Origin of the sequence: Streptomyces cylindrosporus, from assembly GCF_022698165.1 — a bacterium.
GTDB lineage: Bacteria > Actinomycetota > Actinomycetes > Streptomycetales > Streptomycetaceae > Streptomyces > Streptomyces cylindrosporus.
Window position 1 is genome coordinate 610,862 of record NZ_JALDAY010000006.1, and the last position, 15,614, is coordinate 626,475.

Annotated in this window: 18 protein-coding genes; 9 read left to right on the forward strand and 9 right to left on the reverse strand. The window is 71.9% G+C overall.

Going from position 1 to position 15,614, the window contains the following annotated elements; all coding sequences use genetic code 11:
- Positions 1 to 58: 58 nt before the first annotated feature.
- A complete protein-coding gene (locus tag MQP27_RS22540; protein WP_242767108.1) occupies positions 59 to 541 on the reverse strand; it encodes a VOC family protein in 483 nt (160 codons plus the stop codon).
- A 123-nt stretch (positions 542 to 664) separates the two neighbouring features.
- On the opposite strand from MQP27_RS22540, the gene MQP27_RS22545 reads away from it, so the two are divergent.
- The 3 genes from MQP27_RS22545 (at position 665) to MQP27_RS22555 (ending at position 3,214) form a co-directional block, all read left to right on the forward strand.
- Positions 665 to 1,864, forward strand: a complete 1,200-nt coding sequence (locus MQP27_RS22545; protein ID WP_242767109.1) for an epoxide hydrolase family protein — start codon at positions 665 to 667, stop codon at positions 1,862 to 1,864.
- Between the two features lie 107 nt (positions 1,865 to 1,971).
- Positions 1,972 to 2,610 carry a ClpP family protease gene (locus tag MQP27_RS22550; RefSeq protein WP_242767110.1) on the forward strand — a complete coding sequence of 213 codons (639 nt, stop codon included), beginning with the start codon at positions 1,972 to 1,974 and terminating at the stop codon, positions 2,608 to 2,610.
- Position 2,611: 1 nt separating this feature from the next.
- Complete coding sequence (locus MQP27_RS22555) at positions 2,612 to 3,214, forward strand: ClpP family protease (protein WP_242767111.1); 603 nt, start codon at positions 2,612 to 2,614, stop codon at positions 3,212 to 3,214.
- 21 nt (positions 3,215 to 3,235) lie between these two features.
- Here MQP27_RS22555 and MQP27_RS22560 read toward each other — a convergent pair whose 3' ends face one another.
- On the reverse strand, positions 3,236 to 3,661 hold the full coding sequence (locus tag MQP27_RS22560; RefSeq protein WP_308289969.1) for a helix-turn-helix domain-containing protein: 426 nt from the start codon (positions 3,659 to 3,661) through the stop codon (positions 3,236 to 3,238).
- Positions 3,662 to 3,742: 81 nt separating this feature from the next.
- Here MQP27_RS22560 and MQP27_RS22565 point away from each other — a divergent pair, with 81 nt between their 5' ends.
- Both MQP27_RS22565 and MQP27_RS22570 read left to right on the forward strand, forming a co-directional pair.
- The gene (locus tag MQP27_RS22565; protein ID WP_242767112.1) at positions 3,743 to 4,528 is read left to right on the forward strand and encodes a class I SAM-dependent methyltransferase; all 786 of its coding nucleotides are present in this window, start codon (positions 3,743 to 3,745) and stop codon (positions 4,526 to 4,528) included.
- 90 nt (positions 4,529 to 4,618) lie between these two features.
- A complete protein-coding gene (locus MQP27_RS22570) occupies positions 4,619 to 5,506 on the forward strand; it encodes an RNA polymerase sigma factor SigF (protein WP_242767113.1) in 888 nt (295 codons plus the stop codon).
- A gap of 42 nt (positions 5,507 to 5,548) precedes the next feature.
- Here MQP27_RS22570 and MQP27_RS22575 read toward each other — a convergent pair whose 3' ends face one another.
- Both MQP27_RS22575 and MQP27_RS22580 read right to left on the reverse strand, forming a co-directional pair.
- Entirely contained in the window at positions 5,549 to 6,004 is a 456-nt protein-coding gene (locus MQP27_RS22575) for an ATP-binding protein (RefSeq protein WP_242767114.1), read from the reverse strand.
- 106 nt (positions 6,005 to 6,110) lie between these two features.
- Positions 6,111 to 7,355, reverse strand: coding sequence for a DUF6777 domain-containing protein (locus MQP27_RS22580; RefSeq protein ID WP_242767115.1), 1,245 nt, complete (start codon positions 7,353 to 7,355; stop codon positions 6,111 to 6,113).
- A gap of 162 nt (positions 7,356 to 7,517) precedes the next feature.
- On the opposite strand from MQP27_RS22580, the gene MQP27_RS22585 reads away from it, so the two are divergent.
- Together MQP27_RS22585 and MQP27_RS22590 are read left to right on the forward strand one after the other, a co-directional pair.
- Entirely contained in the window at positions 7,518 to 8,798 is a 1,281-nt protein-coding gene (locus MQP27_RS22585; RefSeq protein WP_242767116.1) for a streptophobe family protein, read from the forward strand.
- Positions 8,799 to 8,842: 44 nt separating this feature from the next.
- Positions 8,843 to 9,259, forward strand: coding sequence for a nuclear transport factor 2 family protein (locus tag MQP27_RS22590; RefSeq protein ID WP_242767162.1), 417 nt, complete (start codon positions 8,843 to 8,845; stop codon positions 9,257 to 9,259).
- On the opposite strand, the gene MQP27_RS22595 is transcribed toward MQP27_RS22590, so the two are convergent.
- The 4 genes from MQP27_RS22595 to MQP27_RS22610 all read right to left on the reverse strand — a co-directional run bounded on the left by MQP27_RS22595 (position 9,234) and on the right by MQP27_RS22610 (position 13,582).
- Positions 9,234 to 10,226 (reverse strand): serine/threonine-protein kinase, encoded by a 993-nt coding sequence (locus MQP27_RS22595; protein WP_242767117.1) that lies wholly within the window; start codon positions 10,224 to 10,226, stop codon positions 9,234 to 9,236. The genes MQP27_RS22590 and MQP27_RS22595 overlap by 26 nt on opposite strands.
- On the reverse strand, positions 10,216 to 10,761 hold the full coding sequence (locus MQP27_RS22600; protein ID WP_242767118.1) for an SH3 domain-containing protein: 546 nt from the start codon (positions 10,759 to 10,761) through the stop codon (positions 10,216 to 10,218). The genes MQP27_RS22595 and MQP27_RS22600 overlap by 11 nt, the downstream gene beginning before the upstream one ends.
- An 8-nt stretch (positions 10,762 to 10,769) precedes the next feature.
- The gene (locus MQP27_RS22605) at positions 10,770 to 13,109 is read right to left on the reverse strand and encodes an FHA domain-containing protein (RefSeq protein WP_242767119.1); all 2,340 of its coding nucleotides are present in this window, start codon (positions 13,107 to 13,109) and stop codon (positions 10,770 to 10,772) included.
- A gap of 62 nt (positions 13,110 to 13,171) precedes the next feature.
- A complete protein-coding gene (locus MQP27_RS22610) occupies positions 13,172 to 13,582 on the reverse strand; it encodes a hypothetical protein (protein ID WP_242767163.1) in 411 nt (136 codons plus the stop codon).
- Between the two features lie 326 nt (positions 13,583 to 13,908).
- Here MQP27_RS22610 and MQP27_RS22615 point away from each other — a divergent pair, with 326 nt between their 5' ends.
- On the forward strand, positions 13,909 to 14,292 hold the full coding sequence (locus MQP27_RS22615) for a nuclear transport factor 2 family protein (protein ID WP_242767120.1): 384 nt from the start codon (positions 13,909 to 13,911) through the stop codon (positions 14,290 to 14,292).
- 71 nt (positions 14,293 to 14,363) lie between these two features.
- The gene (locus MQP27_RS22620; RefSeq protein WP_242767121.1) at positions 14,364 to 14,651 is read left to right on the forward strand and encodes a DUF1905 domain-containing protein; all 288 of its coding nucleotides are present in this window, start codon (positions 14,364 to 14,366) and stop codon (positions 14,649 to 14,651) included.
- Here the strand turns inward: MQP27_RS22620 and MQP27_RS22625 are convergent.
- Entirely contained in the window at positions 14,641 to 15,558 is a 918-nt protein-coding gene (locus MQP27_RS22625; RefSeq protein WP_242767122.1) for an AraC family transcriptional regulator, read from the reverse strand. The two genes, MQP27_RS22620 and MQP27_RS22625, sit on opposite strands and share 11 nt — an antisense overlap.
- Positions 15,559 to 15,614 lie beyond the last annotated feature (56 nt).

Genomic DNA, 15,614 nt, shown 5'->3' on the forward strand with positions numbered 1-15,614 from the left:
CGGCGACAGCTGCGGGGCGCCGTGGGCCCGTCCCCCCGGGCGGGCCCACGGGGCACGGCTACTCGCCCGCGTAGGCCTTCTCCAGGGCCGCGATGTCGAGCTTGTGCATCTTCAGCATGGCCTGCATCGCCCGGGAGGACTTCGCGGTGTCGGGGTCGCTGATCATCTCGTCGAGGCGCTCGGGGATGATCTGCCAGGAGACCCCGAAGCGGTCCTTGAGCCAGCCGCACGGGCCGGGCTCGCCGCCGCCCTCGGTGAGCTTGGTCCAGTAGTAGTCGATCTCCTCCTGGTTGTCGCAGAAGACCTGGAAGGAGATCGCCTCGGTGAACTTGAACTGCGGCCCGCCGTTGAGCGCGACGAACTTGTGGCCGTTGGCCGTGAACTCGACGGTCAGGACCGTGCCGGCCGGCTGCATGGCGCCCTCGGTGTAGTGGGACACCCGGCCGACGCTGGAGTTCTTGAAGACCGAGACGTAGTAGTGCGCGGCCTCCTCGGCCTGGCCGTCGAACCAGAGACACGTGGTGAATCCGTCGGTGGTCATGGGCACCTCCTGGGTGTGGGAACGCGGTCATGTGTGTCGACCGATCCTTCTCCCGGAACTCATCGGTGGGGCGGCCGATTAATCCATGTGGCCGCCCCGCGCCCCGGACCTAGGCTCGCCTCCATGACGTCACCCGCCGCTGACAGCGTCCGCCCCTTCCGCCTCGACATCCCGCAGCAGGACATCGACGACCTGCACGACCGCCTCGACCGCACCCGCTGGCCCGACGAACTGCCCGGCACCGGGTGGGCGTACGGCGTACCGGCGGACTATCTGCGCGAGCTCGTCCACTACTGGCGCCACTCCTTCGACTGGCGGGCCGCCGAGGCGCAGCTGAACGAATGGCCGCAGTTCACCACCACGATCGACGGCTCGAACGTGCACTTCGCGCACGTCCGCTCCCCCGAGCCGGACGCCACGCCGCTGATCGTCACGCACGGCTGGCCGGGCTCCGTCGTCGAGTTCCTGGACGTGGTCGGCCCGCTGACCGACCCGGCCGCGCACGGCGTCGACCCGGCCGACGCGTTCCACGTCGTCGTACCGAGCATCCCCGGCTTCGGACTCTCCGGGCCACCCGCCGACACCGGCTGGGAGGCGGGCCGGGTCGCCGACGCCTGGGCCGAGCTGATGGGGCGGCTCGGCTACGAGCGCTTCGGCGCCCAGGGCGGCGACTGGGGCGCGGCCATCTCCCGCGAGCTGGGGCGCGCCCATCCCGACCGGGTGATCGGCGTCCACCTGAACCTGCTGCCGGGCGCCCAGCAGGCCACCAAGCCGACGCAGGAGGAGCTGGACGGGCTCGACACCGAGGAGCAGGAGCGGGCCCTGCTGTCCTGGCGCCGGTGGAGCGAGTGGTCGCGGGAGGGCACGGGGTACGCGGTCCTCCAGGCGACCCGGCCGCAGACCGTGGCGTACGCCCTGTCGGACTCGCCGGTCGGCCAACTGGCCTGGATCGTCGAGAAGTTCCAGGAGTGGACGGACTCCTCCGTGCTGCCCGAGGAGGCCGTGGACCGGGACCGGATGCTCACCGACGTAATGCTGTACTGGCTGACCGGGACGGCCGGTTCGGCCGCCCGCATCTACTACGAGCGCGCGCACACCACGGGCCGCGCCGCCCTGCCCACCGAGCCCTCGACCGCGCCCACGGCGCTCGCCCTGTTCCCGGCCGAACCCCAGCTACCGCTGCGGCACAAGGCGGAGCGGACGGAGAACCTCGTCCGCTGGACCGAGTTCGACCGCGGTGGTCACTTCCCGGCCATGGAGGAGCCGGACCTGCTGGTCGGCGACGTACGGGCGTTCTTCCGGCAGCTGCGCGAGAAGGGCTGAGGGGCCGCTCTGCCGGCGGCGAATCTGCCGCGGGCAGAGAAACCGCTGCTCCGGGCCGGTGCGGGCCGAGAGTGGAGTCGACGGCATCACACCCGACGGGAGAACCGATGACTCCACTCAGCACGCTCACGCCCCGCGCCGAGGAGGGCGACACCCCGCCCAGCCGGTTCGACGACCAACTCGCCGCGCAGTTGCTCGGGCAGCGGATCGTCGTCCTCGGCACCCAGGTCGACGAGGTCTCCGCGAACCGGGTCTGCGCCCAACTGCTGATCCTGTCCGCGGAGGACCCGCGCACCGACATCAGCCTGTACATCAACAGCCCGGGCGGCTCGGTGTACGCCGGGCTCGCCATCTACGACACGATGCGCCTCATCCCGAACGACGTCTCGACGCTGGCCATGGGATTCGCGGCGAGCATGGGCCAGTTCCTGCTGTGCGGCGGCACGCCCGGCAAGCGGTACGCCCTGCCGAACGCGCGGATCATGATGCACCAGGGGTCGGCGGGTATCGGCGGCACCACCGCCGACATCGAGATCCAGGCGGAGAACCTGGAGCACAGCAAGCGGACCATGGAGCGGCTGCTCGCCGAGAACACGGGCCAGACGCCGGAGACGATCGCCCGGGACGGCGACCGCGACCTCTGGTTCACGGCCGAACAGGCCAGGGACTACGGCATGGTGGACCAGGTCCTGGAGTCCCTCGCGGACGTCCGCCCGGCTGCCTCCAAGCGACGGATGGGGCTGTGACATGGGGAACTACACGATTCCGTACGTGGTCGAGCGGACCGCGCACGGCGAGCGCTCCTCCGACGTCTTCAGCCGCCTGCTCTCGGAGCGGATCATCTTCCTCGGCACCGAGATCGACGACGGCGTCGCCAACGTCGTCATCGCCCAACTCCTCCATCTGGAGTCGGCAGCGCCCGAGAACGAGATCGCGATCTACATCAACTCCCCCGGCGGATCGTTCACCTCGCTGATGGCCATCTACGACACGATGACCTACGTACAGGCGCCGATCTCGACGATCTGCGTCGGCCAGGCCGCGTCCACCGCGGCCGTGCTGCTGGCCGGCGGTGATCCGGGGCGGCGGATCGTGCTGGAGCACGCGCGCGTGCTGCTCGGGCAGCCGGCGAGCGGCGGCAGCCGGGGCGCGATCTCCGACCTGACCCTGCAGGCGAAGGAGATGGTCCGGATCCGCGCGCAGGTCGAGGAGGTGCTGTCCCGGCACACGCACCACGACATCGCGACCCTGCGCGCGGACATGGACCGCGACAAGGTGTTCACGGCCCAGGAGGCGGTGGCGTACGGGCTGGCCGACGAGGTGCTGAGCCGACGTCTCCAGACGGTCTGAGACACCGCCTCCGCGACACCGTCAGGCGACCAGGCACAGTCCGTTGTACGGCGAAGTGGACGTGCTCCGGCTCCTGTTGGCCCGTCGGCTGTCGATCCGGACGATCTCGCCGTGCGCCCGCGAGAGCAGGTCGCCGAGGCCGAGGCCGAGGGCGTGGGCGGCGGCCGCGAGGACCTCGGAGGAGGCCTCCTTGCGGCCCCGCTCGACCTCGGAGAGGTACGGCATGGAGATCCGGGCGGCGTCGGCCACGTCCTTGAGGGTGCGCTCCTGGGCGAGGCGCTCGCGCCGCAGGACATCACCGACGAGGTCCCGCCACAGCGGCTCCTTCGGCGCCCTCGGTGACGGCGCGGGCGTCGCCGGGGCGGCCGGTGGCGCGGCGGCGGGGCGCTCGGCCTGCGGACGGCGCAGAGGAATGACGCGGGCTTCGTTCGGCGCTTGGCTGCTCACGTCTTCAGACTAAATTCCCTCGCCGCGAAGGGAAGAGATCGGCATTCTGCCCTGGGTGGAATCCGAAAGACGGAAGGCGCGGTGAAAGCGTTGCGGGAGACGTTCAACGAGGCGGCCGAACTGTACGACCGGGCCCGACCGCGCTACCCCCACGCGCTGGTCCAGGACCTGGCCCGCACGACCGCCCTGTCCCCCGAGTCCCACGTCCTGGAGATCGGCCCTGGCACCGGCCAACTCACCGTCCCCCTGGCGGAGTTCGGCTGCCATGTCACGGCGGTGGAACTGGGCGACGCGATGGCGACGGTGGCCCGGAGGCGCCTGCGCGCATATCCCCGAGTGAGCGTACAGACCGCGGACTTCGAGACTTGGGCCCTACCCGCCCAGCCCTTCGACCTGGTGGTGAGCGCGACCGCGTTCCACTGGATCGACCCGGCGGTACGGGTGGTGAAAGCGGCCCGCGCCCTGCGCCCCGGCGGCCGTCTCGCCCTCGTCGGCACCGAGCATGTCGCCGGTGGTACCGAGGAGTTCTTCGCCCTGGCCCAGGGCTGCTACGAGCGCTGGGATCCGGCCACCCCGCCCGGACTGCGTCTGCAACCTGCCGCCGACATCCCTTCGGGCACCGCCGAGTTGGCGGACTCCCCGCTCTTCGAGCACGTCGTGGCGAGCCGTCACACGCAGGACATCGCCTACACCACCGACCAGTACATCGACGTCCTGCTCACCTACTCCGGTCACCGCGCGCTGGACGAAACGGCCAGGCAGGGTTTGCTGGGCTGTCTGCGACGGCTGATCGACACGCGTTACGACGGGCAGGTCACGAAGCGTTACCTCCATGAACTCATCGTGGCCACCCGTGGCGCCATGTGAGAACCGTGCATGGTCCGGCGGACTCGGGGTACCCGCACCACGAGGACCGAGGCAGACAGACGTCTGACCGTGACCTACGTGGGAGAGGTAATGGATACCGCCGTGAATCGGTCGGAGGCACAGGTCGTCCCCATGACCCCCGGTACCGGCACGGGTGACGGATCACTCCCGGGCATCGAACAACCGAGTGCCGTGGCTCCGCGTGACGCCCGCGAGCTGTCCCGGCAGTTCTTCCAGCGGCTCGCCGAGCTGGAGGAGGGCACCCACGAGTACCAGTACGCGCGCAACACGCTCATCGAGATGAACATCTCACTGGTGCGCTTCGCCGCCGGCCGCTTCCGCGGACGCGGCGACGACATGGAGGACATCGTCCAGACCGGGATGATCGGTCTGATCAAGGCGATAGACCGGTTCGAGCTGGCCCGCGAGGTCGAGTTCACCTCGTTCGCGCTGCCGTACATCGTCGGCGAGATCAAGCGGTTCTTCCGGGACACCACCTGGGCCGTGCACGTACCGCGACGCCTGCAGGAACTGCGCGTCGAGCTGGCCAAGGCGCGCGAGGAGCTCGCGAGCCGGCTGGACCGGGACCCGACGGTCGCCGAACTCGCCACGCTCATGAACATCTCCCAGGACGAGGTCGTCGAGGCCCAGCTCGCCGCCAACGGCTACAACTCCTCGTCGCTGGACGCCGCCCTGACCGGCGACGGCCCCGAGGGCGGCGAGGCCGTGCTCGCCGACTTCATCGGCGTCGAGGAGGACGGCCTGCGGCTGGTCGAGGACTTCCAGTCACTGGCTCCCCTGATGGCCGAGCTGGGCGAGCGCGACCGGCAGATCCTGCACATGCGGTTCGTGGAGGAGGCCACCCAGGCGGAGATCGGCGAACGGCTCGGCTGCTCGCAGATGCACGTGTCCCGCCTGATCAAGCGGATCATCACACGGCTGCGCCAGGGCATGCTGGGCGAACTCGGCTGCGCCTGACCACCCGGACGAACAGGTGACCGCCGCGGGTGATCGCGGCGGTCACTCGCCGGTGAGGCCCACGACGGCGCAGACCCGTTTGCCGACCGGCACCCGCTCCACCGTGACCCTCCTGGCAAGGGCGTGCACGATCTCCAGGCCGTGCCGGCCGATGCGCTCGGGATCGCGTGGAAAGCGGCGCGGCAGCGCCCCGCTGCTGTCGTAGACGCACACCGTCACGGCGACGTCGGTGCCTTCGAGTTCCAGGATGTACGGGCCGTTGCTGTGCCGGTCCGCGTTGGTGACCAGCTCGCTCACCACCAGCAGGACCTCGTCCTCGGCCCGGTCGTCGATCTTGGCGCACCACTCGGTTCTGAGTCTGCCGACGAAATGCGCGGCGAAGGCCCGCGCCTCGGCGATGCAGCCGGGTTCACCGGTGTAGTGCGCGGCCCGCCTCAGCGGCTCCACGGGCACGTCGAAACCAGTCGGTATCACTGCCTCGCCCACGTGCTCGTTCATGCGTGTCTCTCTCGGAAGCCGGACCGGCCGGATGCCGCTGCACCAGTGCTCGTACCCCGAGCCGGGCCCCGCAGTCCCCGTGGCGGCCCGATGTGTCCGCCTTCGCTCACAGCGAGGGTGAGGTCGCGGACGACACCGGAGCACTGTACGTGGTGGACTCCGACGCGGTGTCGGTGGTGTCGGAGGGCCCCGGCGGCGGAGCGGAGGATTGCGGCGACGTACCCGGCTCGGACGTCGGCGGCGCGGACGAGGGCGACTGGCTGCTCGGCGAGGACGAGGACGGGGCGGTCGACGTCGGCGGGCACGGGGTCGTGGACGGCGTGGGCGGGCCGGCGCTCGCGCTGGGCGAGGACGCGCACGGGGACGGCGAGGTGGACGGCGGGGTCGACGGTGTCGACGGCGTGGGGGTGGTGACGCTCACGGACGGCGAGGGCTGCACGGGCGGCCGGGTGGGCCGGTCCTGGTGGCCGGTGTCGCCGCGGTGCCGGGCGATCCACGCGTCGTCGTCGGAGTCGTAGATCACGAAGATGTTGATGATCTGCGGTGCGGGGGTGACCACGACGACGTTCGAGGGCCGGTACGACGCCCAGGAGTCGCCGGTCGGCCGGGGCGTGGTCTGCTGGGCGACGGGCGGGGTCAGCGGGTTGCCGCAGGCGCAGCGCGCGCGGGGCACTCCGTGGCCGTCGACGAGGACCGCGGTGCCGGACTGGAGGACGGCCTGGTAGCTGGTGGCGGCGCCGTTGCGGTAGCCGTGGTTGGTGACGCGGGTGTCCATGCGCAGCTGGACGGGCGTCAGGGAGCGCAGGTAGGCCGGGACCCCGGCCGGCTGAATGCCCTCGACGGAGGCGAAGGCCTGGTTCTTGGCCGGGTCCGCCTGGAGGTACTTGATCTGCTTCTCGACGTCGCAGCTGGAGACGTTGCGGCTGCCGCCGTAGAGGCCGGCCGCGCCGCCGTCCACGCCCCGTACCGCGTTCGCCGGGGCCGACTCGGTGGCCGGGCTCGCGGAGACGGGGGCTGCGGAGCTGTCCTCGGCCGTGGACGCGGTGAACGGGTCGGGGCCGGTCTTGCTCGCGGACTGCAGGAAGACCTCGCCCGAGCCGGAGGCGCCGGAGCCGGAGCCGTCGGACCTGGTGAACACGACGGCCAGCACCACGGCGGCGACGACCGCGGTGGTGAGCACGGCGACCCGCGGCGCGGACTTCCACCAGGGGCGGTGGGGTTCCGGCGAGGGCGTGCCGCCGCTGCTGCCCGGTGGCTGCGAGGGCGGGCCGGAGGGCGGCTGGGAGGGGCCCGACAGCGGGCCGGAGGGGGGTCCTGTGGGGCGGCCGGAGGACGGCGGTTCGACACTCACGAGCTCTTCTCCCCTACGCGGGTTTCCAGCGACTTGCCCCGAGTTGCGTCGCTTTGCCGAATAGCTCCCCCATTGTGTGCTCCGGTCCCGGGCCGCCCGCAAGCCGACGCGGACGGACCTCTCGGCGGGCGGAGGCCGCGGGCGCTGCTTAGCGTGGCAAGGGTGAGCCCGCGAACCCCCTCCGACCTGCCCGTTGCCCGCCACGGCTGGGTGCAGGCACTGGCCGCGGTGCTGGCCGCGGTGCTCGCCATGGGAGTCGTGGCGGCGCTGGGGCTGTGGGCGGCCGGGGCGGGCGATCTGCCGGACGGCGCGTTTCCGCGGGTCGTCACGGCGACGGTCGTCACGGCCGTCGGCGGCACCATCGAGCTGTCGGGGAACGCGGGCGGGCTGGCCAAGTCCGACGCCGGGCTGACCGTGATCCCGCTGTCCGTCACGCTGGTCGGCGCGCTGGTCCTGGCGGCGGGTTTTCTGCGGCCGCTGCGGCACCGGGCGGTCGCCGGGGCACCGGAGCTGGCCGGCTGGGCCGCCCGGATCGCCGCCCTGTGGGTGCTCGCTCTGCTCGGCCTGGCCTTCGGGGCGCGCCAGGACTTCACGCTCTCCCTCGGGGACGGCACGGTCAGCGACCTCGGCGACCTGTTCGGCGTCTCCCCGAAGGTCGGCTTCCGGACGGACGTACCGCCGACCCTGCTCTTCGGCCTCCTCTGGCTGGCCGGAGTACTGCTGCTGGCCCTGCTGGTCTCGCGCGGGGCGCCGCTGCCCGGCCGGCTGCTGCGCTTCCAGGAATCGGTGCGGCCGGCCGCGTACGCGATGGTCGTCCTGCTCCTCGCCTACGTGGCGCTGGGCGTGGCCGTCGGCCTGGTCACCGCGATCGCCCGCGGCCACCGGGTCGAGACACTGGCGGTGATCCTGCTGGGCCTGCCGAACCTGGTCTGGCTCGCGCTCACGCTCGGCCTCGGCGCCACCTGGACGGGCCGGGTGCAGGGCCCCTTCGGCCTGCCCATGCCGCACGTCCTGGACGAGGTCCTGCGCACCAAGGACGTCTCGACCCTCAACCTCGGCACCCTCTCCGACTACGACGGCCGGGTGTGGTGGCTGGTGGCCGTCGACGCGGTCCTCCTGCTGGTCGCCGCCTTCGTGATGGCAGCCCGCTCCCCCGCCCGCGTCCGCGCCTGGCAGCACGCCCTGCACATGGCGGTCGCCCTGGCGCTGACGGTCTTGATGATCTGCCTCGTGTGCCGCATCTCCGCCCACTACGGCCTCTCAGTCCTCGGCATCGGCGACCTCGGCGGCGACCTGTCCGGCGACCTGTTCCTCAAGCCGAAGCTCTGGTCGGCCCTGGGCCTGGCGGTCGTGTGGGGGTTGGTGACGGGCTTCCTGGGCGCCCTGCTGGCCCGGCCGGTACGGCGGCGGGGGCCGACGGCCGAAAAGGAGTGGGAGCGATGACGTGGCCCATGGGAGTGTGCGCCGAGTCGAGGAAGGGACACGACATGGCGCTGGCTCTCGAAGACCGCCTGGCCGTCACCGAGTTGATCGCACTCCACGGCCACCTGGTCGACGACGGGCAACTGGACCGCGCGCACGAGGTGTTCACCGAGGACGTCGTCTACGACCTGTCGGACTTCGGCCAGGGCGAGCTCGTCGGACTCGCGGCCTGGCGCGAGGCGGCGCTGGCGCTGGGCGCGGCGAACCCCGTGGCGCATCACGTGACCAACGTGGTGGTCGAGGAGGTGGACGGTGACCGGGTGCGGGTGCGTTCCAAGGGGCTCGGGATCAAGGCGGACGGCTCGTGCGGGTCGGTGACGTACGAGGACGTCGTGGTGCGGGTCGCCGCGGGCTGGCGCATCCGCCGGCGCAAGGTGGTGGCGCGGCGGGTGCCGCTCAACGGAGTGGGTCGGGGGGCCTGAAGACCGGCTCCGCCCACCGGGGCGGGGACTGCGGGGGCTCCTCCGCCACCTGCCTTGCCACCTCGGTCGGCGGATGGTCCAGGGGCGTCTCGCCCGTCGTGGCCGTGCGCAGGGCCGTGACGAAGGCCCGGCAGGAGTCGTGGCGGTCGTCCGGGGACTTCGCCATGGCCCTCGCGAACACCGCGTCCGTGTCGGGGGCGAGGTCGGGGCGGAATTCCGTCAGCGGGGGCGGCTCGTCGTACTGGTGAGCCCACAGCAGGGCCATGTCGTCGTCGCGGCGGAAGGGCGGCCGGCCGGCCAGGGACTCGTAGACGACGCAGGCGAAGCCGTAGACGTCGCAGCGCCCGTCGACCGGGCGGCCGGAGATCTGCTCGGGGGCCACGTAGTCGAGGGTGCCGACGAACTGGCCGACGCTGGTGAAGCCGGTCAGCGAGAGGGACTTCTTCGTGAGCCCGAAGTCGGTGAGATAGGCGTGCTCGGGGTGGTCGCTGTCGGTGCCGCGGGCGACCAGGATGTTGCCGGGCTTCACGTCCCGGTGGACCAGCCCGTGCTCGTGGGCCGCGTCCAGCGCCGAGGCTACCTGGGCGGCGATGCGCAGGGCGGCCGAGGGCGCGAGCGGGCCCCGCCGGTCGAGGAGGTGACGCAGGTCGCTGCCCTCGACGTACCGCATGGCGATGTAGAGCACGCCGTCGGTCTCACCGGCCTCGTACACCGGCACGATGTGCGGGTGGTCGATCGCGGCGGCCGCCCGGGACTCGTGGGTGAAGCGGAGCCGGAAGGTGTCGTTGCGGGCGAGTTCGGGGGCGAGCAGCTTGAGCGCGACGGTGCGTTCGAGGCGCAGGTCGCGGGCGCGGTAGACGACGGCCATTCCGCCGCGGCCGATCTCCCGCTCGATGCGGTACCCGGCGACCTGTCGGCCGATCAGCTCTGAGGGGCGGCCGGAGAACAGGCTCGTGTCACGGGCCATCGGGCGTCACGACCTGCGTGGGGGCGTGCCCGGGGTCCGCGGCCGCCGCGTGGGGCCCGTCGTCGGCTGCGTAGGTGCCCACGCGTTTCCCGTCGCCGTACACCCACCGCCCCCGCTCGGTGTCGTACAGCCACACGGACTCGCCGTCGACGACGATGCCGATGCGCAGTCCGCGGGTGCGGACGCGGAAGGACTCGCCGTCCAGGCCGCCGCCCGCGAGTTCCTCGACCGCCGTCCGGTAGTGCGCGAGGGTCTGTTCGGCACGGGCAAGCAGGGGACGTGGATCGGCGGTGCGGGCCTGGGGGCCGCCGGTGGCGGGCGGGTCCTGCGGTACGGCGATCAGGAAGCGGCCGTCGACCCAGGCCGACCAGCCGTTGGCGCACAGGACGTGCGCCCAGTCGCCGCGCCGCTCGACGAGCTGGACGGGCAGCAGCGGGTCGAGTGCCACGGTGGGCCGGGCCGGGTCGGGGCTCTCCCAGGCGGGCATGCCGTGCTGGGGGACGACGTGGGTGGGCCGGAAGCCGGGAGTGGTCATCGGGGCGCCTACTTCCGCAGCACGGCGGGTTCGTGCCGGCGCAGCAGCCGGGAGACGGCGTACCCGAAGACCAGCGAGAGCACGACCAGCATGACGATGTTCAGCAGCCACACCCCGGCCGAGTGCCTGAACAGCGGGTCGCCGGTCAGCTCGCCCGGCACGATCCGGGCCAGCCCGACGGTCCCGGCCATCGCGCCGAGCGCCCACCGCGAGGGCACCAGCCAGGACAGCTGCTCCAGGCCGGGCACCCCGTGCAGCTTCAACAGGGCGCCGCAGAAGACGACTTGGACGATGGCGAGCAGCACGAGCAGCGGCATCGTCACCTCCTCCTTGCGTACCAGCGCGGAGACCAGCAGGCCGAGCATCATCGCGGTGAAGGCCAACAGGGCGACGGCGACGGTGATCTCGACCAGGGGTGGCATCAACACGCCCTTGCCGCCGGGGGCGTTGAGGTCGACGCCCAGCAGCGCCACCAGGGTGAGGACCACCGCCTGAAGCACGGTGACCGTCCCGAGCACGACGACCTTCGACATCAGGTACGCCGATCTGGACAGGCCGACGGCCCGCTCGCGCTGGTAGATGCTGCGTTCCTTGACGAGCTCGCGCACGGCGTTGGCGGCGCCGGTGAGGACTCCGCCGACGCACAGGATGAGCAGCGCGTTCATCGCCGTCTCCTGCGTGAGCCTGCTGCCCGCGAGGGCGCGGGCCATGGCGCCCATCACGAAGGGCAGGGCGATCATGATGACGAGGAAGGTGCGGTCCGCGGCGAGGGCGGCCGTGTAGCGGCGGACGAGTGTGCCGAGCTGGGCTCCGCGGCTGCGGGGCCGGGCGGGCGGGGTGATCACGACCGGGCCGGAGCGGGGGACGCGGGGCTGGGCGGTGGCCTCGGTGACGTAGCGCCGGTGGAAGGGCGAGAGGCGGAAGTCGCCCGCCCAGTCGCGGTCCTGGTCGCGTTCGAAGGCCTCGAAGGCCTCCGGCCACTGCTCGAAGCCGAAGTAGGCGAGGGCGTCCTCGGGCGGGCCGTAGTAGGCGACCTTCCCGCCGGGCGCGAGGACGAGCAGCCGGTCGCACACGTCGAGGCTGAGCACGCTGTGGGTGACGACGATGACGGTGCGGCCGTCGTCGGCGAGGCCGCGCAGCATGTGCATCACCGAGCGGTCCATGCCGGGGTCCAGGCCGGAGGTCGGCTCGTCGAGGAAGAGCAGGGAGGGTTTCGTCAGCAGCTCCAGGGCGACGCTGACCCGCTTGCGCTGGCCGCCGGAGAGGCTGTGCACGGGCTGGTCGGCGCGCTGCTCCAGGCCGAGTTCGCGGATGACTTCGTCGACGCGGGCCCGCCGTTCGGCCTTCGCGGTGTCCTGCGGGAAGCGCAGTTCGGCGGCGTAGGACAGGGCGCTGCGGACGGTGAGCTGGGCGTGCAGGATGTCGTCCTGCGGGACCAGGCCGATGCGCTGACGCAGCTCGGCGTAGTCGCGGTAGAGGTCGCGGCCGTCGTAGAGGACGGTGCCGTGGTCGGCGGGCCGCTGCCCGGTCAGCGCGCCCAGGAGCGTGGACTTGCCGGCGCCGCTCGGGCCGACCACCGCGAGCAAGCACTTCTCCCCCACCGGGAACGACACGTGGTCGAGCAGCGTCTTGCGGCCGCGGTCGACGGCGACCGCGAGGTCCTGCACGTCGAGGGAGACCTCGCCGGTGTCGACGTACTCCTGCAACTGGTCGCCCACGAGGCAGAACGCCGAGTGGCCGATGCCGACGACGTCACCGGGGCCGAGCGGGGCGGCGGTGACGGCCGAGCCGTTGAGGAAGGTGCCGTTGTGGCTGCCCAGGTCGGCGATCTCGTAGGTGCCGTCGGGCAGGGCGCGCAGTTCGGCGTGGTGGCGGGAGACGACGAGGTCGTCGATGACGAGGTCGTTGTCGGCGGCCCGGCCGATGCGGACGGTGCGGGCGGGCAGCGGCCGTACGGTGGTGGGCTGCCGGAAGGTGCCGGTCAGGCCCGGCATCGAGACCCCCGACGGGCGCTCGCGGACCGGTGCCGGAAGGCTTGCCAGCACGGCGCAGGGGCCGTCGGCCGGGCTGCCGAAGCGGATGACGGAGCCGGGGCCCACACCCCACTCGTGGACGCGGCGGCCGTCGGCGAAGGTGCCGTTGGTGCTGTTCTCGTCCTCGATGGTCCAGTGGTCGGCCTCGGGCCGCAGCACCGCGTGGTGCCAGGAGACCCGGGCGTCGTCGATGACGATGTCGCTCAGCGGGTCGCGGCCGACGTGGTAGTCGTGGGTCGGGCTCATCACCGTGGAGCCCGACTCGGTCTCCAGGACGAGTTCGGGCGCAGTCGGCATGACCGGCCGCTCCGCCATGCGGGAAATTCTACCGATTCGTCCACATGTGCGCCTGGCGCGCGGTGAGGCCTCGCCTCCGGTCAGCCGACCGGCAGGAAGAGCGCCGGGGTGACGCGCTGCATGCGCAGGGCGTCGATGGACTCGGCCAGCAGCTCGTACTCCGTGGTCTCGTCGCTGATGGCCAGCCGCACCAGCCGGCCGGCCGCCAACTCGTCCGCCACCAGATCCTGTTGACCGTCGTCGGCGCACCACACGCGCAGTACGGCGGGTACGTCCGGGACGTTGTCGGCGACGGGGACGAGCGAGCTCGGCGGGAAGTGCTCGGCCTCGGGCTGCGGGTCGAGGCGGTCGGCGATCCAGTTGGCGCGGTCGCGCAGCCACCACAGGGCGAGGGCGAGGGTGGGGGCCCGGTAGGTACCGAGGGGCACCCCGATGCGCTCGCCGCCGCAGACGCCGTACGCGGTGACGTGGCATAAGAACTCGTCGTGCACGTTCCACACTCCCCCGTGGCTCGTTCGCCGGTCGGCGGCCTCGCTTTCCCTGCGGCTCATGTGCTGTGCGTGACGGCCTCTTTGCTCGCCGTGAAGTCCCTATGACTGATGAGTATGTTCACTACTGAAACACTGTCACCACGACTTTCCGGCCAGTCTCCTGGCATATTCACAGGGGCTGTTGGCCGAAATGCAGCGCCCGCCGCCATTACCCGAGGGGTAATCGACCGTGCGGGCCGCCGCGGGCATGGTTGTCGTACCGGGTCGCCGGAGCGCGAATCCCGGTCCTGACCAGCAGTTACGACCTCGATGGAGGCTGATCGACCATGTCCGCGAACACCGACCGTTACGAGATCGCCGTCGCCCGCTACTTCGAGGCCTGGAACGCCGCCGAGCCGGAGGAGCTGGCCAAGGCGGTCGCCGCCGCCTGGACCACGGACGGCTCGTACACCGACCCGCTGGCCGAGGTCGGCGGGCACGAGCAGATCGCGGCCGTGATCGCCGCGGCGCACGAGCAGTTCCCGGGTTTCGCCTTCCGGCCCGCCGGCGCGGTGGACGGCCACCACGACACGGCGCGCTTCTCCTGGGAGCTGGTGAACGAGAGCGACGGATCGGCGCCGGTGGCCGGCTTCGACGTGATCACGCTGGACGCCGACGGCCGGATCCGCTCCGTGCTGGGCTTCCTGGACCGCGTTCCGGCGGGGGCCTGAGCGTCGCCGATGAGTTTCCGCGCTCGCGGTGGTCTCTTGAGTATCGGACCACCTCGAGCGGAGGAACCACCATGACCACGAACGCCGGACTCGACGAGGAGTTCACCGCCGTCCTGCGCAAGAGCCCGAACGACGGCGGCTGGACGTATCTCGTCTGGCCGGACAGCGTCGCGTTCTTCGGCACCCGCGGCCTCGTCAAGGTCCGCGGCACGATCGACGGGCACCCGTTCCGCAGTTCCTTCATGGCCCTCGGGGACGGCACGCACAAACTGCCCGTGAAGGCGGACATCCGCAAGGCCATCGGGAAGGGCGAGGGCGACACGGTGACCGTGCGCCTGGAGGAGCGGCTCAGCTCCTGAGCGCCTCGCGGTAGCGCCGGGGGGCGACGCCGACCGCCCGTTTGAAGGCGTTGCTGAAGGCGCTCTCGGAGGTGTAGCCGACGGAACGGGCGAGCGCCGCGACCGGGGCCGTGTCCTGGCGCAGGGAGCGGGCGGCCAGGCTCATGCGCCAGTTCAGCAGGTACGTCAGGGGCGGCACCCCGGCCGCCTCCTTGAACCGTACGGCGAAGGTGGTCCGGGACATCGCGGCGGCGCGGGCCAGCTCCTCCAGCTGCCAGGGGTGTGCCGGGTCGCCGTGCATCAGCCGCAGCGCGGGGGCGAGCCGCTCGTCGGCCAGGGCGCGCAGCCAGCCGGGCGGCAGCCCCTCGGCCTCGGTGAGGCAGACCCTGAGCACCTGGACGAACATCAGCTGGGCGAGCTGGTCCGAGGCGAACTCGACGCCGGCCCGGCGCGTCTTCATCTCGGTCACCAGCTGGCCGGTCAGCCAGCGCAGCACCAGCGCCTCGGCCGCGTCGGCCCGTACGTGGATCAGCTCGGGCAGGGCCCGGCGCAGCAGTTCGCCGCTGTCCCGGCTGAGGTCGATGTGCCCGGAGACGCAGGCGACCTCCTCGCCCGCGCCGAGCCGTCCCATGCGGGTGCCGGGGTCCATCTCGACCTGGCCGGAGCTCAGCGGCTCGATGCCGGGAGCGCTGCACAGCACGTACGGCCGTCTGCCGTCGGAGACGACGATGTCGCCCTCGACCAGCGCCAGGGGCTCCCCGCCGCCCGGCGGGACCATCAGGCACCGCCCCCGCACCACCGCGTTGACCTTCAGTTTGTCGCGTCCCTCCAGCCGGATGGCCCAGTCGCCACCGGCGGTGAAACCACCGGAGAACACGCTGCGGGCATCGGCGACGGCGAGGGCGTCGGAGAGCGGGTCCACGGACATGCTCGAACTATCACGCAAGTAATGCGGATTCTCAAGCATTCATCGTACGGAAACGC

Bases quoted from the DNA above. Each gene is read 5' to 3' on its own strand.
- MQP27_RS22595 (WP_242767117.1), bottom strand. From the start codon at position 10,226: ATGGCCCGTGACACGAGCCTGTTCTCCGGCCGCCCCTCAGAGCTGATC.
- MQP27_RS22575 (WP_242767114.1), bottom strand. From the start codon at position 6,004: ATGAACGAGCACGTGGGCGAGGCAGTGATACCGACTGGTTTCGACGTG.
- MQP27_RS22570 (WP_242767113.1), top strand. From the start codon at position 4,619: ATGGATACCGCCGTGAATCGGTCGGAGGCACAGGTCGTCCCCATGACC.
- MQP27_RS22615 (WP_242767120.1), top strand. From the start codon at position 13,909: ATGTCCGCGAACACCGACCGTTACGAGATCGCCGTCGCCCGCTACTTC.
- MQP27_RS22555 (WP_242767111.1), top strand. From the start codon at position 2,612: ATGGGGAACTACACGATTCCGTACGTGGTCGAGCGGACCGCGCACGGC.
- MQP27_RS22545 (WP_242767109.1), top strand. From the start codon at position 665: ATGACGTCACCCGCCGCTGACAGCGTCCGCCCCTTCCGCCTCGACATC.
- MQP27_RS22605 (WP_242767119.1), bottom strand. From the start codon at position 13,109: ATGGCGGAGCGGCCGGTCATGCCGACTGCGCCCGAACTCGTCCTGGAG.
- MQP27_RS22625 (WP_242767122.1), bottom strand. From the start codon at position 15,558: ATGTCCGTGGACCCGCTCTCCGACGCCCTCGCCGTCGCCGATGCCCGC.
- MQP27_RS22540 (WP_242767108.1), bottom strand. From the start codon at position 541: ATGACCACCGACGGATTCACCACGTGTCTCTGGTTCGACGGCCAGGCC.
- MQP27_RS22550 (WP_242767110.1), top strand. From the start codon at position 1,972: ATGACTCCACTCAGCACGCTCACGCCCCGCGCCGAGGAGGGCGACACC.
- MQP27_RS22590 (WP_242767162.1), top strand. From the start codon at position 8,843: ATGGCGCTGGCTCTCGAAGACCGCCTGGCCGTCACCGAGTTGATCGCA.
- MQP27_RS22600 (WP_242767118.1), bottom strand. From the start codon at position 10,761: ATGACCACTCCCGGCTTCCGGCCCACCCACGTCGTCCCCCAGCACGGC.
- MQP27_RS22620 (WP_242767121.1), top strand. From the start codon at position 14,364: ATGACCACGAACGCCGGACTCGACGAGGAGTTCACCGCCGTCCTGCGC.